Source organism: Nocardia sp. NPDC058519, from assembly GCF_042719755.1.
Taxonomy (GTDB): domain Bacteria; phylum Actinomycetota; class Actinomycetes; order Mycobacteriales; family Mycobacteriaceae; genus Nocardia.
The window spans coordinates 69,242-90,402 of the sequence record NZ_JBHXNK010000025.1 but is presented as its reverse complement, the minus strand read 5'-3'; the positions used below and the strand labels follow the sequence as shown (position 1 = coordinate 90,402).

At 68.1% G+C, this 21,161-nt stretch carries 20 protein-coding genes and 1 riboswitch; of the genes, 7 read left to right on the top strand and 13 right to left on the bottom strand.

Features of this window, described 5'->3' with window-relative positions; genetic code table 11:
- Positions 1 to 40: 40 nt before the first annotated feature.
- On the top strand, positions 41 to 874 hold the full coding sequence (locus ACFWPK_RS25345) for a 2-phosphosulfolactate phosphatase (RefSeq protein WP_378919746.1): 834 nt from the start codon (positions 41 to 43) through the stop codon (positions 872 to 874).
- Here ACFWPK_RS25345 and ACFWPK_RS25340 read toward each other — a convergent pair.
- The 3 genes from ACFWPK_RS25340 to ACFWPK_RS25330 form a co-directional block, all read right to left on the bottom strand.
- A complete protein-coding gene (locus ACFWPK_RS25340; protein ID WP_378919745.1) occupies positions 855 to 1,379 on the bottom strand; it encodes a hypothetical protein in 525 nt (174 codons plus the stop codon). The genes ACFWPK_RS25345 and ACFWPK_RS25340 overlap by 20 nt on opposite strands.
- Before the next feature lie 149 nt (positions 1,380 to 1,528).
- Positions 1,529 to 2,296, bottom strand: a complete 768-nt coding sequence (gene map / locus ACFWPK_RS25335) for a type I methionyl aminopeptidase (RefSeq protein WP_378919744.1) — start codon at positions 2,294 to 2,296, stop codon at positions 1,529 to 1,531.
- A gap of 60 nt (positions 2,297 to 2,356) precedes the next feature.
- Positions 2,357 to 3,166: a mycofactocin-coupled SDR family oxidoreductase gene (locus ACFWPK_RS25330; protein ID WP_378919742.1), complete on the bottom strand. Its 810-nt coding sequence runs from the start codon at positions 3,164 to 3,166 to the stop codon at positions 2,357 to 2,359.
- Between the two features lie 125 nt (positions 3,167 to 3,291).
- On the opposite strand from ACFWPK_RS25330, the gene ACFWPK_RS25325 reads away from it, so the two are divergent.
- Positions 3,292 to 3,555 (top strand): helix-turn-helix domain-containing protein, encoded by a 264-nt coding sequence (locus ACFWPK_RS25325; RefSeq protein WP_378919740.1) that lies wholly within the window; start codon positions 3,292 to 3,294, stop codon positions 3,553 to 3,555.
- Positions 3,556 to 3,579: 24 nt separating this feature from the next.
- On the opposite strand, the gene ACFWPK_RS25320 is transcribed toward ACFWPK_RS25325, so the two are convergent.
- Both ACFWPK_RS25320 and ACFWPK_RS25315 read right to left on the bottom strand, forming a co-directional pair.
- The gene (locus ACFWPK_RS25320; protein ID WP_378919738.1) at positions 3,580 to 5,988 is read right to left on the bottom strand and encodes an MFS transporter; all 2,409 of its coding nucleotides are present in this window, start codon (positions 5,986 to 5,988) and stop codon (positions 3,580 to 3,582) included.
- A 237-nt stretch (positions 5,989 to 6,225) separates the two neighbouring features.
- Positions 6,226 to 7,068: an NAD-dependent protein deacetylase gene (locus tag ACFWPK_RS25315; protein WP_378919736.1), complete on the bottom strand. Its 843-nt coding sequence runs from the start codon at positions 7,066 to 7,068 to the stop codon at positions 6,226 to 6,228.
- 132 nt (positions 7,069 to 7,200) lie between these two features.
- On the opposite strand from ACFWPK_RS25315, the gene ACFWPK_RS25310 reads away from it, so the two are divergent.
- Entirely contained in the window at positions 7,201 to 7,656 is a 456-nt protein-coding gene (locus ACFWPK_RS25310; protein WP_378919734.1) for a hypothetical protein, read from the top strand.
- A gap of 33 nt (positions 7,657 to 7,689) precedes the next feature.
- On the opposite strand, the gene ACFWPK_RS25305 is transcribed toward ACFWPK_RS25310, so the two are convergent.
- The 5 genes from ACFWPK_RS25305 to ACFWPK_RS25285 all read right to left on the bottom strand — a co-directional run bounded on the left by ACFWPK_RS25305 (position 7,690) and on the right by ACFWPK_RS25285 (position 15,115).
- Positions 7,690 to 8,529 carry an acyl-CoA thioesterase domain-containing protein gene (locus tag ACFWPK_RS25305; protein ID WP_378919732.1) on the bottom strand — a complete coding sequence of 280 codons (840 nt, stop codon included), beginning with the start codon at positions 8,527 to 8,529 and terminating at the stop codon, positions 7,690 to 7,692.
- A gap of 90 nt (positions 8,530 to 8,619) precedes the next feature.
- Complete coding sequence (gene cobN, locus ACFWPK_RS25300; RefSeq protein WP_378919730.1) at positions 8,620 to 12,267, bottom strand: cobaltochelatase subunit CobN; 3,648 nt, start codon at positions 12,265 to 12,267, stop codon at positions 8,620 to 8,622.
- A 34-nt stretch (positions 12,268 to 12,301) separates the two neighbouring features.
- Positions 12,302 to 12,429: riboswitch (cobalamin riboswitch) on the bottom strand.
- A gap of 131 nt (positions 12,430 to 12,560) precedes the next feature.
- Positions 12,561 to 13,043, bottom strand: a complete 483-nt coding sequence (locus ACFWPK_RS25295; protein WP_378919728.1) for a hypothetical protein — start codon at positions 13,041 to 13,043, stop codon at positions 12,561 to 12,563.
- A complete protein-coding gene (locus ACFWPK_RS25290) occupies positions 13,040 to 14,407 on the bottom strand; it encodes a MerR family transcriptional regulator (RefSeq protein ID WP_378919726.1) in 1,368 nt (455 codons plus the stop codon). The genes ACFWPK_RS25295 and ACFWPK_RS25290 overlap by 4 nt, the downstream gene beginning before the upstream one ends.
- Positions 14,408 to 14,440: 33 nt before the next feature.
- Positions 14,441 to 15,115, bottom strand: coding sequence for a hypothetical protein (locus tag ACFWPK_RS25285; protein WP_378919724.1), 675 nt, complete (start codon positions 15,113 to 15,115; stop codon positions 14,441 to 14,443).
- A 211-nt stretch (positions 15,116 to 15,326) separates the two neighbouring features.
- Between ACFWPK_RS25285 and cobG the strand changes: the two genes are divergently transcribed.
- Both cobG and ACFWPK_RS25275 read left to right on the top strand, forming a co-directional pair.
- Entirely contained in the window at positions 15,327 to 16,538 is a 1,212-nt protein-coding gene (gene cobG, locus ACFWPK_RS25280) for a precorrin-3B synthase (RefSeq protein WP_378919722.1), read from the top strand.
- 83 nt (positions 16,539 to 16,621) lie between these two features.
- On the top strand, positions 16,622 to 17,710 hold the full coding sequence (locus tag ACFWPK_RS25275; protein WP_378919720.1) for an RNA ligase (ATP): 1,089 nt from the start codon (positions 16,622 to 16,624) through the stop codon (positions 17,708 to 17,710).
- 85 nt (positions 17,711 to 17,795) lie between these two features.
- Here the strand turns inward: ACFWPK_RS25275 and ACFWPK_RS25270 are convergent, their stop codons facing one another.
- Genes ACFWPK_RS25270 through ddaH form a run of 3 tightly spaced genes read right to left on the bottom strand, consistent with a single transcriptional unit; the run spans position 17,796 to position 19,913 of the window.
- A complete protein-coding gene (locus ACFWPK_RS25270) occupies positions 17,796 to 17,942 on the bottom strand; it encodes a hypothetical protein (protein ID WP_378919718.1) in 147 nt (48 codons plus the stop codon).
- Positions 17,943 to 17,945: 3 nt separating this feature from the next.
- A complete protein-coding gene (locus ACFWPK_RS25265; RefSeq protein WP_378919716.1) occupies positions 17,946 to 19,013 on the bottom strand; it encodes a low temperature requirement protein A in 1,068 nt (355 codons plus the stop codon).
- 36 nt (positions 19,014 to 19,049) lie between these two features.
- Positions 19,050 to 19,913 carry a dimethylargininase gene (gene ddaH, locus ACFWPK_RS25260; protein ID WP_378919714.1) on the bottom strand — a complete coding sequence of 288 codons (864 nt, stop codon included), beginning with the start codon at positions 19,911 to 19,913 and terminating at the stop codon, positions 19,050 to 19,052.
- 95 nt (positions 19,914 to 20,008) lie between these two features.
- On the opposite strand from ddaH, the gene ACFWPK_RS25255 reads away from it, so the two are divergent.
- Together ACFWPK_RS25255 and ACFWPK_RS25250 are read left to right on the top strand one after the other, a co-directional pair.
- Complete coding sequence (locus ACFWPK_RS25255; protein ID WP_378919712.1) at positions 20,009 to 20,482, top strand: Lrp/AsnC family transcriptional regulator; 474 nt, start codon at positions 20,009 to 20,011, stop codon at positions 20,480 to 20,482.
- Between the two features lie 43 nt (positions 20,483 to 20,525).
- Positions 20,526 to 21,161 (top strand): precorrin-8X methylmutase, encoded by a 636-nt coding sequence (locus tag ACFWPK_RS25250; protein ID WP_378919710.1) that lies wholly within the window; start codon positions 20,526 to 20,528, stop codon positions 21,159 to 21,161.

Sequence of the window (21,161 nt, the reverse complement as noted above, 5' to 3'; positions counted from 1 at the left end):
TCCGTGGTGGACTGGCGGATTCGGCTATCGGGAGGTCAGCGTGCGATCGGCACCACAGTGGGCACGGCAGGACGGGTTCGGGATTCGGGTGGAGTGGGGGCGGGCGGGGGCCGCGGTGCTCGGGCCGGGCGCCGGGTGTCTCGTGGTGATCGACGTGTTGTCGTTCACGACGTCGGTGTCGGTGGCCACCGCCGCGGGTACCGCGGTGTTCCCGTATCGGTGGCGTGATGATTCGGCGCGGGCGTTTGCCGAGGAGAACGGCGCCGAACTCGCCGTCGGACGGCGGGAGTCCGGTCCGTGGTCGTTGTCGCCTGCGGCGATCCGGCGGGCGCCGTTCACCCCGCGCCTGGTGCTGCCCTCGCCCAACGGTTCCACCATCGCCGCCGCTGTCGAGGGGACGCCGGTCGTCGCCGCTTGTCTGCGCAATATCAGCGCGGTCGCCGACTGGCTCGTTGCCCGGCACTGGGGTACTCCCGATCAGCCGATCGTGATCATCCCGGCGGGCGAGCACTGGCCGGGCACCGATACCGTGCGACCGGCGCTCGAGGACTGGCTCGGTGCCGGTGCGCTCGCCGCCGCGCTGATCGATCGCGGCCTCACTGCCCCGTCCCCCGAAGCACGCACGGCGGCAACCGTATTCGATGGAACATCCGATGTGGGCGGCCTGATCACCGACTGTGCGTCAGGCCGCGAACTCACCGCGATGGGCTTCGCCGATGATGTGGCCATCGCGATCGAGCAAGATGCGGACGCTACCGTTCCGGTACTCACCGACAACGCCTTCGTCGATTACCCGACCGAAGGCGACACCGTGGTGGTGGACGCTTTTTCAGCGCCCACCACCACGGATCGGTCTACTGGTTCGAGCCGATGATGCCGCCGATCACCGCCCCGATGATGCAACCGGGGATGGCGCTGACGAACAGGAAGATCAGGCCGATGAGCGCGCCGATCACACAGCCGATGGCGATGCCGGCGACGATGTTGCCGGTCTGATCGATGTTCTGCAACGCCGCGGGGTTCGCGAGCGGAGCGCCGACGGGGGTGAGGGTGAGGGTGGTGGCCGCGGCGTCGAGCCGTGGGATCACGTTGATGGCAGGACCGGCCACCGTCTGCACGGTCGTCGGGATGAAGCCGACGCGCTGGCCGTTGGGTGCCAGGACGGCGACGCCCGCTTCTGGCGTGAGCTCGAACGTGCCCGCCGTGAGTTCGACGGACGCCTGCGAACCGTCGTGCGCGACCGCGGCCGTATAGGCAACGGCACCGTCGACACCCGCTATCGACGGTCCGGTGAGCGGTGCGCCGTTGGCGGTGGCGGCGGCGATGCCTGTCGCCGCGACAGTGAGCACGCAGGCAGCCAGCAACTGCTTGAACATCATGGGTTTTCCCTCCGACTTGCTGACCCGACCTACCCCGAGATCAGCCCGTACCTCTAATGATGCGCTATAGCTATGTCGCATCACAGCGGATCGGCGGAATCCGAATCGGCTTGCGGCAACACAGAATTCGCACGTGCGGAGCCGACCAGTCAGTCTTGTGAGGTGAGGATCCGCGGACCGTCGGCGGTGACGGCGATCGTGTGCTCGCTGTGCGCGCAGCGGGAGCCGTCGGCGGAGCGGATGGTCCAGCCGTCGGCGTCGGTGTAGACCTTCGCGGTGCTCGCCGCGAACCACGGCTCGATCGCCACGGTGAGCCCGGGCCGCAGCCGGAACCCGCGGCCCGCCCTGCCGTCGTTGGCGATGTGCGGATCCTCGTGCATCGTCCGCCCGAGTCCGTGCCCACCGAACTCGGTGTTGACCGGATATCCGTACCCGCGGGCGACATTCGCGATCGCGGCGGAGATGTCACCGATGCGGTTGTCCGGTTGCGCGGCCGCGATTCCGGCGGCCAGGGCCTCCTCGGTGGCCCGCACCAATCGCTCGTCCGCGGGCGCCGGGGTGCCGACGATGAACGAGATCGCCGAGTCGGCGACCCAGCCGTCGATCGACACGGCCAGATCCGCCGTCAGCAGATCCCCGTCACACAGCACATAGTCGTGCGGAAGCCCGTGCAGCACAGCATCGTTCACCGCCAGACACACCGTATTGCGGAACGGCCCGCGCCCGAACGACGGCGAGTAGTCCCAATAGCACGACACCGCCCCGCGCTCGCGAATCCGTTCCCGCACATACGCTTCCAGCTCGAGCAGGTTCACCCCGACCGCCGCACGGTCGCGCACCCCGGCCAGCACGTCGGCGACGAACCGGCCGGTCACCCGCATGCGCTCGATCTCCGCGGGTGATTTCAACTCCACCATCACGCCTCCACTTGGTATTTTCATACCGACACTAGCCGCGCCGGTATAAAAATACCAATTTCAGCGGTTCAGGTTGCCCATATCTATGGGGATCTGCGCGCCGGTGATCTTGCCCGCCTCGTCCGAGCACAGCCACGCCACCGTCGCAGCGATCTCCTCCGGCTGGCAGATGTGGCTGGGCAGCGCGTTCATGAAGATGGGCGCGAGGGTGCTCCCGTACTTCTCGAACAGCGGTCCCATCTCGCTGATCTGCATACCGCTTTCCACGCCCGCCGGGTGCACCGTGTTCACCCGGATCGCATACCCGCCGAGCTCGTTCGCCATCGTCTTGGCCAGCCCCGTGATCGCGTGTTTGGTCGCGACGTAGTGACCGGTGAACGGAATGCCCTTGAGTCCTCCCACCGAACTGGTGAACACCATCGCGCCGCCTTCGTTCTGCGCGATCAGGTGTGGCACAGCCGCTTTCGCCGTGTGAAAGACGCCGGTGAGGTTGACGTCGATCGTCTCCTGCCACTGCTCGGCGGTGATCTCCCACGACATCGCGGCAGAGCAGATTCCCGCGTTGGCCACGACCACATCGAGCCTACCCAGCTGCTCGATCCCGGCCGTCAGTGCCGCCGAGAGCGCGTCGAAATCGCGGACGTCGACCTTGCTCGCGACGATCTTGCCGCCCGCCGCTTCGACCAGCTTCACGGTCTCGGCCAGATCCGCCTCCGTCGCGCCCGCGTACGACGTGCTGGCGAACTCGGCGCACGCGTCGATCGCGATCACGTCGGCGCCTTCCTCTGCGAAACGCACCGCCTCCGCCCTGCCCTGCCCGCGCGCCGCTCCCGTGATGAAAACGACCTTGCCGTCGAACCGTCGTGTCATGCCCAAACCTTTCGAACCTCGATGTCCTTCCCTGACACCTACCACCGACAACGACCGCGCGAGGCGGAAACGGAGATACCTACTCAACTTGGCCAACGCGTTCGCGAGGACCTACCATCGGTCGCATGGTCCGTCTCCCGCTCAGCCCCGCGCAGGTCGAAGCAGGCCGCCGCCTCGGCCGCCGCCTTCGCACGGCCCGCGGCGATCGCGACCTCACCGAGGTGGCCCTGCGAGCAGGCATTTCCCCGGAGACGCTGCGCAAGATCGAGTCGGGACGGCTGCCCTCACCGGCGTTCGGCACCGTCGTCGGCCTCGCCGAGGCCCTCTCGATCCCCCTGGCCGAACTGGCCGAGTCCTACCGAGACGAGCAGGTCGCCGAGTCCGCCTGATCGTCCGCGCCGACCTCGACCCGGCTACCGGCGGTTCATCGACTCCTCGTTCTCGTAGCCGAGCGTCACGTCGTGAGTGATCTCGCCACGGGTCACCGATACCTGACTCGCGACCGGTGGGTATCCACGCGCGACCACCGTGTATTCCCCTTCCGGCAGGTCCGGGACCAGGTACTTCCCCTTCTCGTCGGTCCGGGCCGTCGCCGCCGGATCGCCACCCGAATCGAGCACAGTGATCTGCACGTCGGGGACGGGACGGTCACCGTCCACCCAGGCCGAGCCGAGGAGAATGGCCATCGGTTCGAGGGCGATATCGCGATGCAGCGAGCCCGTCTCCGGCACGGTCAGCGCGACCGCCGACGGACGCATGTGGTCGGCCACCGCGACCAGCGTGTACGTGCCGCTGACAACGTCACGGCACACGTAGGTGCCGTCCTCGCCGGTGATCGCCGCGCCGACCACCTCACCCTGGGGGTCGGTCAGCGTGACCGTGGCACCCCAGAGCGGTTCGCCGCGGCGCGCCGACCGCACGATCCCGGTGAGTTCGCCCGCGCCCGTCAGCATCAGGTCGACGTGCTGGGCACGCTCCCCGATCGACACGCTCACCGCCTCGGGCTGATGACCGGCCGCGGCGGCGATGAGCACATAGCTGCCGGGTCGCGGCGCCTCGATCACGTACGAGCCGTCGGCATCGCCGTTGCCACGGGCCACCTGATGCCCGTGCTGGTCGATCAGGGTGAGCGTGGCGGCGGGCACCGGGCGCGCGTCGTCGCGTCGCAGCAGTCCCGCGATCACCCGACCAGTCGCGGCGGGCCGCAGTTTCCCCGCCATCTCGTGCGCGTCGTGCAGGCTCACATCGCGCAGCAGGGTGGCATCGGCTTGCTCCTCCGGCGCCGGATCCTCCTGTAGCGGAATCTCTTTCATGAACACCAGCACCAGGCAGGCCACCACGGCGAGGTCGGCGGCGAGCAGGAACACACTGTGCATCGAGTCGGTGAATCCCTCGAGGATCGGGATCCGCAACTCGTCGGGCAGGGTGGCGATGCCACTGGTATTGCTCAGCAAGCCCTCGAGCCGCGCGCCATCGAAACCGGGCGGCAGGCTGCCACCGAAGGCTTCCAGGATCGAACCGGGCAGCTGGTCGAACAGCACCGTCAGGAACACCGCGACCCCGAGCGTCCCGCCGAGCTGACGGAAGAACGTCGCCGCCGCGGTCGACACGCCCATCTCGGTACGCCCGACGGCGTTCTGCGCGGCGATGATCAGCGTCTGCATGCAGCCGCCGAGCCCGAGGCCCATGATCGCGCTGTAGGCGAGCGGCTGCCACAGCGGACCGTTGTAGGTGATCCGGGCGAACAGGGCGCACCCGATCGCCAGGATCAGCGCACCGAGCACCGGCAGCACCTTGTAGCGTCCGGTGGCTTTCGTGATCAGCCCGGATATCTGCGCGCCCACCATGATCCCGAGTACCAGCGGCAGCATCAGCAGCCCCGCCTCGGTCGGCGAGAAGCCACGCACGACCTGCAGATACTGCGGCACCATCGTGATCGCGCCGAACATCGCGACACCCACGAGGAACCCACCGAGAATCGCGATGCTGAAGGTGGAACTGCGGAACAGCCGCAGCGGGATCAGCGCCGAGTCCTTCATCAGGAATTCGACGAGCACGAACAGCACGAGACCGCCCGCGCAGATGCCGTAGCAGAGTAGCGATTTCGGCTCGGTCCAACCCCAGACGCGCCCCTGCTCGGCCACGATCAGCAGCGGCACCACACCCACGATGAGCGTGATCGCGCCGAGCCAGTCGATCCGGCTGCGCTGGCGCGTGTGCGCTACGTTCAGCATCTTCGCGACCACGAGGAACGCCAGAATTCCGACCGGCACGTTCACCAGGAACACCCAGCGCCAGCCCTCGATGCCGCCGAGGCTCTCGTAATCGGACAGGAAACCGCCGACCACCGGGCCGAGCACCGTCGCGATACCGAACACCATGAGGAAATAACCCTGGTAGCGGACCCGTTCGCGCGGGGGAACGATGTCACCGACGATGGTGAACGCCAGCGACATCAACCCGCCCGCGCCCAACCCCTGGAAGGCGCGACAGCCTGCCAGCTGGTACATGGTGGTCGCGAAGCAGCAGGCCGCCGAGCCGATGACGAACAGGGCTATCGCCAGTAGATAGAACGGTTTACGCCCGTAGATGTCGGCGAGCTTGCCGTAGAGCGGCGTGGTGACCGTGGCGGTGATCAGGTATGCCGTTGTCGCCCATGCCTGTTCGTCGAACCCGTCGAGACTGTTCGCGATCCTGACGATCGCGACGCTGACGATGTTCTGGTCGAGCGCGGCGAGGAACACCCCTAGTAGCAGGCCCGACAGAATCGTGAGTGTCTGGCGGTGCGTGAGGCGTGATTCGGCAACGACGGTATCGGTCATGGAGAAGCCCTGGTTCTGATCGGCTGGCAAGTGGGGGTCGATCATTCGGCCCACACGAGGGCCGACAACCCCGCTGCGAGGAAAACTTTGCGCCGCGGGTGGAACTCTTCATGCACTGGTCCGCAGAGCTTACCCACGCCGGATTCGTCGCCGTCATCGAGGGATCAAGTTATCGATCATTTCACTGGGAAACGATAGGTCTCCGCACTCGGGACTGTCAGTTCGGCGGAGGCGAATTCAGCTGCCGAGTTCGGCAAGCGCGCACAGAGTTTCCGAGCACCCGGCGTCGATTCGGAGGGTGGCGAGTTCGTCGCCGCGGGTGCGCCCGCGATTCACGATCACCACTGGCACACCGTTTTTCGCTGCTCTGCGCACGAATCGCAGGCCCGACATCACCGTCAGCGAGGAACCGGCAACCAGTATCGCCTGCGCTTGTTCGACCATGTCGAAAGCGGCTGCCACCCGGTCGGGCGGCACATTCTCACCGAAATACACGATGTCGGGTTTGAGCATTCCGCCGCACGCCGTGCAGTCGACCATCCGGAATCGGTCGGTATCGGCCACCACGGCGTCCGCGTCGGGTGCCACTTCGATACCCGTTGCCCGCGCCGAAACATTTTCCGCGAAACCGGGATTGGCGGCTTCGAGGTGTTGCGCCAGCGTCATTCGGGAGATCAGATTCGCACAGTCGAGGCAACGCACTCGTGCGTAAGTTCCGTGCAGATCGATCACCCGGCGCGCCCCCGCCTTCATGTGTAGCAGGTCCACGTTCTGGGTGATCACTCCCGACACCACGCCTGCCCGCTCCAGCCGCGCGAGGGCGCGATGACCGGGGTTGGGACGGGCGGCGTCCATCCGCCGCCAGCCGATGTGGTTGCGGGCCCAGTACCGTTGCCGAAACACCGGGTCGCCGACGAACTGCTGGTAGGTCATCGGGGTGCGCGGTGGCGATTGTGGGCCGCGGTAGTCGGGAATACCGCTGTCCGTGCTCAGCCCCGCACCGGAGATCACCACGGTGCGGCGCCCGCTCAGCAGCTCGGCCGCGCGTTCCACCGCGTCGGTGGTGTCGACATCCACCATGGATCCACTCTACGAGTGGAGCGGCGCCGCGTTGTGCGCGGGACGAACACGCCGGGGCCGAGTTGCGTGCGGTGGCCGCGCGGCGACATGATGTTTCATCCGCCCGGCATCGACCGCTGCAGAGGAAAACCTATGTCCGACACCGACGAGCACGGCCGCACCGCGCTCAATGCCGCGGTCGACGGGACCATCATCGCCGTCCGGCGGATGTTCTATGTCCTCGGCGACGAGATCGACCGCACCGAGGGTCCGATCGAATTCACCTTCCACAACGGTTCGACCCTGCTCTTCGACGCCGGTGTCGACGGTGCGGAACTGCGCATCGGCGGGGCGCCGTGGCGGGACCCGTTCGAGCCACTGGTCGACCCGGTGAATATCGAGTACGTCGCCAACTCCGGCAAGTACACCGCTTTCGACGTCACCGACGAGGCACCCTACGACGAGCTCGCGGGCCGCCGTGTCGACGCGGTCTCGGTGGTGCCACTGGCCGACGGACGCCCCCGCGCGGCCACCCTCTACCTGGGCACGGGCATGGTGAAGGCGGAGTCGATCGCCGACGAACTCATCGTGACACTGATTTCCGCGTAGTTCGCCGGTGCCGGCATTCACCGGACTTACGGGCTACCTGAGCGCGTCCGCCGCGAACGACTCCGACAGCTCGTCGATGACGTCGCCGCGGATCTGCCTGCGTTCGTTGGCCAAGGCGGTGGTCGTGCAGATGCCGAACGCACCCTGCTCGTCGTAGAGCACCGCGGCACCCGCCGCGATCCCGTCGTCGCTGAGGTGACTCTCCGCCTCGATACCCATGTCGTCGCCGACGGGCATGCGCGAGAACGTGATCGACACATCGGTATTGATGAAACCGATTCCCTCGGTGCCCCAGTTGGTGACCAGACTGGTCTGCTCGCCGGTCATCGCGGCGTAGCAGAACGGGGACGACCGCTCCCCCGCGACGACCGGGATATTGCGCATCCACTTACGTTTGCGCGTGTCGTTCTGGTGTTCGGTCATATTCGCCGACCAGCCCTGCCCGTCACTGCCGAACAGGTGCATCGCCTCGTCGATGGTGGCCAGCACATTAGGCGGCGGCAGCGGACGATCCCGATCGGGGCGCCAGACATCGCCCGGCGGTTGGGTCGAACGCTTGAGCAGCAGCGCGCTGCCACGGGCGACGATCTCGCTGTCGGCGCGCACGACTATCGCCACCGAACGGACCCGTTTGCCGTCACGCACCAGCTCGCTGGCGACCGTCAGCGGCACGGCGGGAACCGGACGGTGCAGGTCGACGGTCAAACGCGCCGGGCTGAACCCGTCTGCGCAATAGCCCGCTTCCACTTCGCGCGCCATCAACCCGCACACCGGCGGACCGGACAGCGTGCTGGGCGACCACAGGCTCAGCGAGTACCGCATCGGCGTGAAGACGCCGTCCGCATGCGTGAAGTAACCCAGGGAGATACTCATCGTGACCCTTTCGCTGCGTGTGCCGGGCGGGATCGCGACGGCACACCATTCCTCACACTAGAACGTGTTGCAGTTTTGCGGCAAGTCGAGTCACTCCAGCTCACCCTCGGTTTCCAGGTAGACCTGGCGCAGCTTGTCCAGCGTCTCCTGCTCAGGGTGCTCCCACAGCTTGCGCTCGGCCGCTTCCAGGAGCCGTTCGGCGATGCCGTGCAGCGCCCATGGGTTGGACTGCTCCATGAACTTGCGGTTCACATCGTCGAAAACGTAACTCTCCGAAAGCTTCTCGTACATCCAGTCGGCGACGACATTGGTGGTCGCGTCATAACCGAACAGGTAGTCGACGGTGGCCGCCATCTCGAACGCGCCCTTGTACCCGTGGCGGCGCATCGCCTCGAGCCAGCGCGGGTTCACCACGCGGGCACGGAAGACCCGCGCGGTCTCCTCCGACAGCGTGCGGGTGCGCACAGCATCGGGGCGGGTGGAATCGCCGATGTAGGCCTCGGGGTTCTTGCCGGTCAGCGCGCGGACGGTCGCGACCATGCCGCCGTGGTACTGGAAGTAGTCGTCGGAGTCGGCGATGTCGTGTTCGCGGGTGTCGGTGTTCTTGGCGGCGACTGCGATGCGCTTGTAGGCGGTGCGCATATCGTCGGCGGCGGGGGCGCCGTCGAGGTCGCGACCGTAGGCGTAGCCACCCCAGGTGGTGTAGACCTGCGCGAGGTCGTCGTCGGTGCGCCAGCTCTTGGAGTCGATGAGCTGCAGGAGGCCGGCGCCATAGGTGCCGGGCTTGGAGCCGAAGATGCGGGTGGTGGCGCGGCGGGCATCGCCGTGTTCGGCCAGGTCCGACTGACTGTGCGCGCGAACGTAATTCGATTCCGCGGGCTCGTCCAGATCGGCGACCAGGCGGACCGCGTCGTCCAGGAGAGCCAGGACGTGCGGGAAGGCGTCACGGAAGAAGCCGGAGATGCGGACGGTCACGTCGATGCGGGGACGGGCCAGTTCGTCCAGGGAGATGACCTCGAGCGAGGTGACGCGGCGGCTGGCCTCGTCCCACACCGGCCGAACACCCAGCAGCGCGAAGACTTCCGCGATGTCGTCGCCGGAGGTGCGCATCGCCGACGTACCCCACACCGACAGCCCGACCGACTTCGGGTACTCGCCGTGATCGGCCAGGTACCGGGCGAGCAGCGATTCCGCCATCGCCTGACCGGTCTCCCAGGCCAGCCGCGAGGGGACGGCCTTGGGGTCGACGGAGTAGAAATTGCGGCCGGTGGGCAGCACGTTGATCAGACCGCGCAGGGGGGATCCGCTGGGGCCCGCGGGAATGAAACCGCCGTTGAGGGCGTGCAGGACGCGGGCGATCTCGATGCGGGTTTCGCGCAGGCGGGGCACGACCTCGGTCGCGGCGAACCGCAGGACGGTCCGCACCGCGTCGAGGCGGGTGGTCTCGTCCGCCGAGACCGTGCGGTCGGCCTCTCCCCCGGCGAGAATCGCGGTGGCGAAGTCGTTCACGAGCGTGTCGACCGCGTCCGCCGACCAGTCCGTCGCCTGCAATGCGCCGAGGAGTTCACGGGCGCGGGCTTCCACCACGTCGACGCGTTCGCGGGATTCGTCACCGGCTTCGCTCAGGCCCAACGCTTCTCGCAGGCCGGGCACGTTCTGTTCGCCGCCCCACAGCTGACGGGCACGCAGCATGGCCAGCACCAGGTCGAGTTCCATGTCGCCCTCAGGCGCCTGCCCGAGAATGTGCAGGCCGTCGCGGATCTGGACGTCCTTGATCTCGCACAGCCAGCCGTCGACGTGCAGGAGCATGTCGTCGAAGACATCTTCTTCGGGGCGTTCGGCGAGGCCGAGGTCGTGGTCCATCTTGGCCGCGCGCATCAGGGTCCAGATCTGCTGGCGGATGGCGGGCAGTTTGGCCGGGTCGAGGGCGGAGATATTGGCGTGCTCGTCGAGCAGCTGCTCCAAACGAGAGATGTCGCCGTAGGTTTCGGCGCGCGCCATCGGCGGGATCAGGTGGTCGACGAGGGTGGCGTGGGCGCGACGCTTGGCCTGGGTGCCCTCGCCCGGATCGTTGACCAGGAACGGGTAGATCAGCGGCAGGTCGCCCAGCGCCGCGTCGGTGCCGCAGGAAGCCGACATACCGAGGGTCTTGCCCGGCAGCCACTCCAGGTTGCCGTGCTTGCCCAGGTGCACCATCGCGTCGGCGCCGAAACCGTCGGGCGCGGACAACCAGCGGTAGGCGGCGAGATAGTGGTGGCTGGGCGGCAGATCGGGGTCGTGGTAGATGGCGACGGGGTTCTCGCCGAACCCGCGAGGCGGCTGCACCATCAGCACCACATTGCCGAAACGCAGTGCGGCGATGACGATCTCACCCTTGGGATCGGCCGACCGGTCGACGTAGAGTTCGCCTGGCGGCGGCCCCCATGCCTCGACGACGGCCTCGCGCAGGTCCGCGGGCAGGGACTCGAACCAGCGGGTGTAGGTGGCGGCGCCGATGCGGATCGGGTTGCCCTCCAGCTGTTCGGCGCTCAACCACTCCGGATCCTGGCCGCCTGCGGCGATCAGCGCGTGGATCAGCGCGTCACCGTCGCGTTCCACCAGGCCGGGGATCTCATCGATATCGCCGAGATCGTAACCGGCGGTGCGCAATTCGGTGAGCAGGCGGATCGCACTCGCCGGCGTATCGAGGCCGACGGCATTGCCGATGCGGGCGTGCTTGGTCGGATAGGCCGACAGCATGATCGCGATCCGCTTGTCGGCGGCCGGGATGTGGCGCAGGCGGGCGTGGCGCACGGCGATGCCCGCCACGCGGGCGCAGCGTTCGGGATCGGGGACATACGCCGACAGCCCGTCGGCGTCGAATTCCTTGAAGGAGAACGGCACCGTGATGATGCGGCCGTCGAATTCAGGCACCGCGACCTGCGTCGCCACATCGAGCGGCGAGAGGCCGTCGTCGTTGGCTTCCCACTGCGCGCGACCACTGGTCAGGCACAGGCCCTGCAGGATCGGCACATCGAGGGCGGCGAGCGCGGCCACATCCCACGCTTCGTCGTCCCCACCGGCCGACGCGGTCGCGGGCTTGCTGCCACCCGCCGCGAGGACGGTCACCACGAGGGCGTCGGCACGGCCGAGCAGGGTGAGGAGTTCGGCTTCGGCGGTGCGCAGCGAGGCGGCGTAGACCGGGAGCGGACGTGCACCCTTGGCCTCGATCGCCTTGCACAGTGCCTCGACGTAGGCGGTGTTGCCCGCGAGGTGCTGGGCGCGGTAGTAGACGACGGCGACGGTCGGGGCGTGCGGTTCGAGGATTCGCGGGGACCGATCGAGCTCGCCCCAGGTGGGCAGTTGCGCGGGTGGTTCGAATCCGTGGCCCGTCAGCAACACCGTGTCGGACAGGAAATTGTGCAGCTGGAGCAGGTTCTCGGCCCCGCCCGCGGCGAGGTAGTTGTGCGCGTCGGCCGCGACGCCGACCGGCACCGTCGAGTATTCCATCAGCTCGGCGTCGGGCGCGATCTCGCCGCCGAGCGCCACCATCGGCACCCCGCTCGCCCGAATCGCGTCGAGGCCCTCTTCCCACGCGCGCTTGCCGCCGAGGATCCGCACGATCACCAGGTCGGCGCCGTCGAGCAGACCCGGCAGATCCTCCACCAGCAGCCGGGCGGGATTGCCCCAGCGGTACTCGGCGCCGCTCGCGCGAGCGCTCAGCAGATCGGTGTCGGAGGTGGACAGCAGCAGGATCACAGGGTGAGACCTTCCTCGGGTTACGCGCCCATCGGGGTTTGCGGTGCTCGCCGGAGAGGGTCTGGCTGTTCACAGTGGCGCGACCGCACCGGATTTCCACCGGTTTCCTCGTCGCCCGCCGAGCAAGACGATGCTACTGGGCCCGTCCCGCCCGCAACTTTCCAGCCCGCTCCCCGCGGCTGGACAATCGATCATCAGGCAATGGCGCGAGCATCATTCGAGAGCCTCTCTACGCCGCGGCCTGATGATCTTGATCCTTGGGTTGCGCTGCGCAGAGGTGGCGGCGGTCGGTGTCAGTGGGTGGGTCGGCGGGTGGTGTCACCGGCGGCGATCGCAGCGGCGACCTCGGTGACGGCGCCGCGGATGAGCGCGCCGTAGTCGTCGTCCGGGAGTATGTCGAGGCGTTCGCGGGCTGCTTCGACGTGGTGGGTCGCGGCGGGGAAAGCACCGAGGCGGCGGAAGTTGTCGGCGAGGTTCAGGTGCAGGGAGGGGTAGAAGCCGACCACCTGGATCCCCGCGTGGTAGCTGTTCAGGCGGGTGTCGGTGAGGGCGTCGGCGGCGTCGAGGGCTCGGACATCCCAGACGAGGGCTTCGGCCGGGTCGTCGTAGGTGTCGGCCAAGTAGTGGGCCAGGGTGCAGCGGTGCAGCGGGTCACCGGCGGGACCGATGTCGGCCCAGACTTCGAGCAGGGCGGTGCGGGCGTGATCGGGGTCGCCGATTCGGAAGTCGTTGACGCCCTGGGTGATTCGGGTCATGATCGGGTCGACGGCGGTCATCGTGAGGTCTCCTCGGTGGGTTCGGGTTTGCACGGCATGGCGAGGGTCGACGAGTCGCCGTCATCGGCGGAACGGACCAGGACGGGCATGTCCGCAGCGATGAGGTCGAGCATCACGTCGGCACCGACCGCGCCTGCGATGGCCGGGTAGAGGGTGGTGACGGCGAAGTGGATGGCCATCGAGGGGCCGGTGATCTCGGCGGCAAGGGATCGTCGAGTGACGCAGAGGTGATCGGCCTCGTGCGTGGCAGGCTCGGCGTTCGCAGGTCTGTCCGCAGCGGCGGGCCGTGCGGTGGTGCCGTCGGCTGTGATGGACACCGTGTTCGGTGGGTACACGTGCAGTGCCACCGTGGATGAACCGGCGTTTTCCAGCGCGTGGAGCAGATCCGCACGGGCGAGCACGACTCTTGTACTGACCGGGGGCAGCGCCGCCAGCATTTCTCGATAGTTCGGAAAATCCTCGGCCGAACGGCGGCAGTGGCGGCGGGCAGGATCGCCGTTCGCGCCGAGCCCGACGCCCGACGCTCCGTGGCTGACATCGCCGTCGACGCGGCCCGAGAACGCTTCGAGATCCCTTTCGCCGGGCTGTTCGCCGCGGCCTCGCGCGGCGGAACGCACGGCACCGCCGGAAACCACAGCTGCCGTGGCGAATTCGATACCTGATGCGGTCGCGACGACAGCCACGGAATACTGTCGGCGCAGCCAGGACACGGTCGATCGAAGGTCGTCGGCCGCGATGGTGGCTGTCCATGGCAGTGTGGCCCTGCATGTCGTGCGCAGCGTGCGGGTCGCCAGTCGGTAGCGGTCCGTTGCGGTGAGGGTCAACTCCTGCGCGCCCGCTTCGAAGAGAATCGTGTCCAGTACCCGCCTGGCCGGATCGGTGAGCGTGGCGGTCGCGACCTGGTCGACCGCGGCCGCGAGCGCGGGTCCGCTCACCCACACGGCGTCGGACGCCGGGTCGTCGCCTCGGCGCGGAGCGTGCCCAGTGTCCGCCCGGCCTGCCGGGTCGGGGTTGCTCGGCGACGCCCGGCCGACTCGCAGGGCCGCACGGGCGGCGGTCGCGGCGGTGCGGATCTCGGCCGAGCGACGGTCCATAGCGGCCAGGTGCTCGTCTACGAGGCCCGCCGTATCGGCTGGGTCGGCGAGGACCGCGGCGACGGCCGGTAGTGGCATGTCGACGGCGCGGAGGTGGCGGATCAGGCGGGCGGTGTCGGTCTGTTCGGGGGCGTAGTAGCGGTAGCCGGTGACCTCGTCGACGACGGCGGGGACGAGGATGCCCGCGTCGGCGTAGAAGCGCAGGGCACTGGCGCTCAGGCCGCAGGCGCGGGCAAAAGCTCCGATGGTGATCAGCTCGGTGTCGGGCACCCGTTCATGATCGGGGTTCGAGTGAGTCGAAGGTCAAGTCGTGGATCGGTCGGTGCCCGCGGCGACCATCTCCGGGGAGCCGGTGCCGAGATTGCGGTACACGTTCGCGATCACCAATTGGCCGAGTGCGTTGTTGCCGACACCTCCGATGACCGCACCAATGCCCGCGGGGATGAGGGTGCCGAACAGCAGCAGGGTGCGTTTCACCAGGTAGTTGACGATGAAGCGTTTGGCAGGCGAGTCCGGCATTGATGCCAGTCCGGGGATGTGATCGGTGACGACCGAGAGCCACTGGCCGGTCTTGTGGCCCGCCGTCTCCTCGAGCACCTTCGTGCCGCCTTCGCCGAGCACCACCTTCGACACCAGCTGTGCCTGCCTCGGGTCGTCGGGATCGAGACCGTACGCCGCGGCCGCACCGACCGACAGCACCGACGACGCCTCGAGGAACACGAGGGTGTCCACACCGGTCGCGGCCAGACCGATCAGGGTGCCCACCCCGGGGACCGCGGCACTGAGCCCGACGGTGACGCCGCTGGCGGTGACGACGACCAGGTACTGGCGCGACAGCCGCTGCACGATCTCCACCGGCGCATCCTCGGGGTGCCTGCGGCCCAACCAGTCGACGTAGCGGTTCACCACCGGCGCCTGCGCCTGCGCGACCCTGTCGAGTGCGGGAACGACACGCTTGTCCACGAATTCACGCAGCATGTGGCGGCTCTCCTGTCAGTGCTCGGCTGGCGAAGGATCCGCCACTCACCCTAGGCGAATACCCCCGAACCGCCCCCTCACGCGAGTGGGCCCCGTCACGCCGGCAAGGCGGGCCACGGCTGGTCGATCGCTCGCCGGAGAGAGCAGTGCCGCCTTCAGCCGATCACGGCGAGGCTCGGGGCAGAGCCGGCGCGTCGTAGGCTGGAGCATCATGTCCAGGAGTGCTCCCGATTCTTGCCCAGGGGTGCTGCGGTTGCATCAGGCTGCTGATGGGCCGTTGGCGCGGATTCGCGTGCCCGGCGGGCGGTTGGAGCCGACGCAGTTGCAAGCGTTGGCCGACGCGGCTCGTGATCTGGGCAACGGAAATCTCGAGCTGACCTCGCGGGGCAACATCCAGCTGCGCCAGGTCCGTGACGCCTCCGAACTCGCGCAACGCTTGGGCGCGGCGGGACTGTTGCCGAGCCGGACCCATGAGCGGGTGCGCAATATCGTGGCCTCACCACTGTCCGGGCGAGTCGGCGGGTTCGCGGACGTCCACGGGCTCGCGGTCGACCTCGACGCCGGATTGCGCGGCGATCCGCTGCTGGCGGAGCTGCCGGGGCGAGTGCTGTTCACCCTCGACGACGGACGCGGCGATGTGAGCACGCTACACGGCGACATCGGCATTCACGCCGTGGGCGACGACGAATTCGCCCTGCTGCTGGCGGGCGCCGACACCGGACTTCGGGTCACCGCGGGCGAAGCGGTCGAGGTGATGCTCGACGCGGCGCGCGGCTTTCTCGATCTGCGGGGCACCAGCGATTCCGGACAGTGGCGACTGCACGAGATTCCGGGCGGGGTCGAATCGGTGGTCGAGACCTTGGACCGCTCCCCCGTCGGCGAACCTCTCGAACTCGGTGCGCCACACGCTGTTCCGATCGGATGGCTCGATCAGGAGAACGGCCTCGTCACCCTCGGCGCGGGGGTACCGCTCGGCACCTTGTCGGCCAGGACGACCGAATTCCTGGCCGCTGTCGAACGGCCCGTCTTCGTCACCCCGTGGCGCAGCCTGGTGATCACCGACCTCGATGAGGGACCCGCCGAAACGGTGGTGCGGGTGCTCGCGCCGATGGGCCTGATCTTCGACGCGAATTCCCCGTGGCTGCTGGTCAGCGCCTGCGCCGGACGCCCCGGTTGCGCGAAATCACGCACCGACGTCCGTGCCGACCTGGCCGCCGCCATCGAATCCGACCGTGTCCTGCCCGAAACGTCCGGCGACTCGGCCGACGGGCTCTTTCCCGCCGACGCTGTCACCGTGACAGGTCGCCAGCACTGGTCGGGGTGCGACCGCCGCTGCGGCCGTCCACGCGGACCCGTCACCGATGTGGTAGCCACTGACCACGGCTATCGCCTCGACATCGACGAGGCGACGACCACACCCTGACCTGTCCGCACGGCCTGACGAAACTCGATCGACGGTGCCGGAAACGTCTCGTACCCTTACCTTCTCACTACGAGGGGGTTCCCATGTCCACACTGCAGGTGACGGCCGAGCGGCTCGTCGTTGTTCCACATCCGAATGCCGATCGGCTCGAGTTGGCCCAGGTCGGCTTGTACCGGGCCGTGGTCGCGAAGGGTCAGTTCGCCACGGGCGATCACGCGGTCTACATTCCGGAACAGTCGGTGCTGCCCGAGGAGCTGATCGCCGAGCTCGGCTTGACCGGGAAACTCGCCGGCTCGCTGCGTAATCGGGTGAAGGCGGTGCGGTTGCGCGGCGAGGTATCGCAGGGCATCGTGTGCACGCCGACCGCGCTGGGCGGCGTGGATCTGGCCGGGGCCGCGGTAGCGGGGACCGATTTCGCCGAATCGCTCGGAATCGTGAAATGGATTCCGCCGGTGCCGGTCTCGATGTCGGGACAGGTCGAGTCGGCGCCGGATCTGCTGCGGTGGGTCGATGTCGAGAACATCAAACGGTTTCCCGATATCTTCACCGCCGGGGAGCCGGTGGTGGCGACGGAGAAGATCCACGGCACCGCCTGCCTGCTCACCCACGTGCGTGCCGGTGACCGAATCCTGGTGTCGTCCAAGGGTGTCGGTGGCCGGTCGCTGTCGCTGACAGAGGCCGATGGCAACCTGTACTGGCGCGCCGTTCGCGCCCACGGGCTCGACGACGCCGCTCGTAAGCTCGCCGCCGCGCTCGACGCGGACCGCATCGGTTTGTTCGGTGAGGTATACGGCGCTGGCGTACAGGACCTGCACTACGGAGCGTCCGCTGCGCACGATACTTCGCTCGGCTTCGGCCTGTTCGATATCGCGGTCGACGCGGGCGCGGCGGTCCGCTGGCTCGGCCATCACGAGATCAGCACCCTACTCGACGACCTCGGGCTCGCCCTGCCGCGCGTGCCGATCCTCTACGAGGGCGCCTACGACGCGGAGTTGCTGCTGGAATTGGCCGAAGGCGCCGAAACCGTCAGCGGCACGGGCACCAATATCCGCGAGGGTCTCGTGGTGCGGCCTGCCACCGAACGGCCGTCGCCGATTCTCGGTGGCCGGGCGATCGGCAAGATCGTCTCCGCCGCGTACCTGCTACGCGACGGCGGCACCGAATACGAGTGAGTCCCACCGCGCTACGCGTGCACAATTACCTCCCTCGATCGGATTTCTCACCGATTCTGTGGAAAGTGCTCGCGTAGCGCGGCGTTCAGCGGTCCTCTGCCGTGCGCGGTGCGCGCAAGGTCTCGGAGACCACCGCCGCCGCGAGGGTGAGCATCACCCCGAGCACCAGCCATACACCACCGATGTGCGGCGCCGACCAGCCGAGCGCGAGCGCGACCACCAGACACGGCACCGGCTAGCGCCACAACCACCGCATCCCGGCGCTGCGCATCCCGCCGAGCCCACACACGAGGAAGAACGCGGCCGCGCCACCGCCGAGCACCCAGCCGAGCCCGGCGGGCAGATGACCCGACGGGTGCGCCGCGACCAGGCCCAACCCCGCAGCGACGGTCGCGATCGCACCACTGATCGCGCAGTGGACGGCCATCACCCGCTGATAGGGCAGACCGACGGTGCCCGGCATCTCCCCCATCAGGCGCGGAACGAACCCGTAGCGCAAGGTCAGCGCCCACATGCCGATCAGGCACAAGAACGCTCCCGCTCCGATGACGCACACCGCGAGGGTCCACTCCTCCGCCGACACCGCGGCGATCACCGAGATCACCCCCTCGCCGAGCACGATGATCAGATACTGGCCGAGGCGTTCCCCCAGATGCGGCGCATCGGCATGCAGCGCTTGAAGTTTCGGCGGCGTCACCTCGTGAGACCGTCGACCGTGCCCGCCGCGCGGTGGCCCACCGCGGCCGCGACGCAACCGGGCCCGCACCCGCCGCTCGGCGTCGACCATCAGTCGTTCCGAGTCGATGGCGAACATGATCCACAGGTCGATCGCGAGGCCGACCGCCCACAGCACGAACTTCCACGGCGCGGGCACCCACAGCGACACCAGCCACGGCACGGTGCCCGCACCGATCTGCGCGATCGGCCAGTCCACCACGACCTGGCCGCGCTGCCACGCCATCGACGACGCCACCCGTACCAGCACATAGATCGCGGCGAAGACATTCATGTGCTCGTCGGGCGCACCGCCGACGGCGGCCATCATCACGCACAGACCGAACATGCACCCGAACACCATGGTGGTGTGCGCCTGTTCGCCCGCGACATTGCTGTACACGGTGACGCAGGCCCACACCACCCAGAAGGCCAGGTACAGCACCACATACAGGCCGAATTCACCCAGTGAGGGTCCGCGGTGCAACAGGTGGGTGAGCTGACCGATACCCGCCACGGCGACCAGATCGAAGAACAGCTCGGTCCAGCTCGCGCGCCGCTCCTCGGTGCCGTGCTCGAGGTGTGCCATCCGCCCAGTATGTGGGCGGTGGGCGACCCGGCTCGGCTAGCTCACGACCGTGTCGCGGCGGGTGTGCAGCTCGAGCACACAGCATTTCACGCCGCCGCCGCCCTTGCGCAGTTCGGACATGTCGATCGGGACGGGAACGAACCCGCGCTCGCGCAGCCGCGCGATGAGCCCGGTGGCGCCGGGGTCGAGGAAGACGTTTTCGCCGTCGCTGAGGCCGTTCAGACCGAAGCAGACCGCGTCGTTGTCCTCGGCGAGGATCGCGTCCGGATAGAGCGCGGTCAGCACGTCGCGTGCGGCGGGGCTGAACGCGGCCGGGTAGTAGGCGATGGTGGCGTCGTCGAGGACCATCAGCGCGGTGTCGAGGTGATAGAAGCGCGGGTCGACCAGCTCGAGCGACACCACCGGCACCTCGAAGTACCGCTCTACCTCCGCGTGCGCGGACAACGAACAGCGGAACCCGACCCCGGCCAGGATCCGCTGCCCGGCGAACGCGAAATCGCCCTCCCCCTCATTGGTTTCGGTCGCGGCGGCCAGCTCGCGAAGTTCCCTGGCGGCGAACCACTGATGGAAGGCGGGGCCCTCGGCGGCGCGTTCGGGGTGGGCGAATCGTGCCGAGAGTGCGTGTCCACCGATCACGATGCCGCTGTTGGCGGCGAAGACCATATCCGGCAAACCGGGTTCGCCGGGCACCGTTTCCACCGTGTGCCCGTGGGCTTCCAGGCTCGCGCGCAGGATCTCCCACTGGGCGAGCGCGCGGACCCGGTCGACCGGGGCGGCCGGATCCATCCACGGGTTGATCGCGTAGGTGACCTCGAAATGGTCGGGGCGGCACAGCACGTAGCGGCGCGGTGACGCGGTCCGCGCCGGTGCGGAGACGCGAAGGGGGCTAGCGGCGGTCATCAGGACTCCCGGTGGCTGCGCGGACGGTTTCCACGACCGTAATTGCCGTTCCATTGCACCGGGAACACCGATTCGTTGTGCATTTCGGTGTAAGAATGGGGAATCATTGCGTCCAGAAGCAAAGGAGCGACGTGGACGATATCGACCGGCGCATTCTCGCGGAGCTGCTCGTGCACGCCCGCGCCTCGTTCCAGGAGATCGGTGCGGTGGTCGGGCTGTCCGCGCCCGCGGTGAAGCGGCGGGTGGACAAGATGGTCGCGAGCGGGCAGATCACCGGGTTCACCGCGCAGGTCAACCCGGCCGCGCTGGGCTGGAAGACCGAGGCCTACGTCGAGGTCTACTACCGCGACAACATCTCCCCGGCCGAGCTGCGCCGGACCCTGGAACCGATTCCGCAGATCGTCGGAGTGTGGACGATCGCGGGCGAGGCCGACGCGCTCGTGCACGTGATGGCCACCGATATGGCCGAGATCGAGGTGACGGTCGAACGGATCAGGGAGAACGCGCGCGTCGGGCGCACCCGCAGCTCGCTGGTGATGTCACGCATTCTCGAACGCCCCCGCACCTGAGCCGCCGGACACCACGTCACACCCAGGTTCTAGGGTTGTCGGCATGTCCGACGTGCGTACCAGCTACCTCACCGACGGGGCCGAGATCTATCGGCGCTCGTTCGCGACGATCCGCGCCGAGGCCGATCTCGCCGGTTTCCCCGCCGATGTCGAGCGGGTGGCGGTGCGGATGATCCACGGCTGCGGTCAGGTCGACCTCGCCCCCGATATCGCCTACTCCCCCGGTGTGGTCGCCGCCGCGCGCGCCGCGCTGCACGCGGGCAAGCCGATCATCTGCGATGCCAATATGGTCGCCTCGGGGGTGACTCGCAAGCGCCTGCCCGCCGACAACGCGGTGCTGTGCAACCTCACCGACCCGCGGGTGCCCGAACTGGCCGCGCGACTGGGCAACACGCGATCGGTGGCGGCACTGGAACTGCTGCGCGACCAGCTCGACGGTGCGGTGGTCGCCATCGGCAACGCACCGACCGCGCTGTTCCATCTGCTCGACATGCTCGACGCCGGTGCGCCGCGACCCGCCGCGATCATCGGCATCCCGGTCGGGTTCATCGGCGCCGCCGAATCCAAGCAGGCACTGATCGACTTCGACGGGATCGAATACTTGACCGTCCGCGGCAGGCGGGGCGGCAGCGCGATCACCGCATCGGCACTGAACGCGATTGCGAGCGAACAGGAGTGA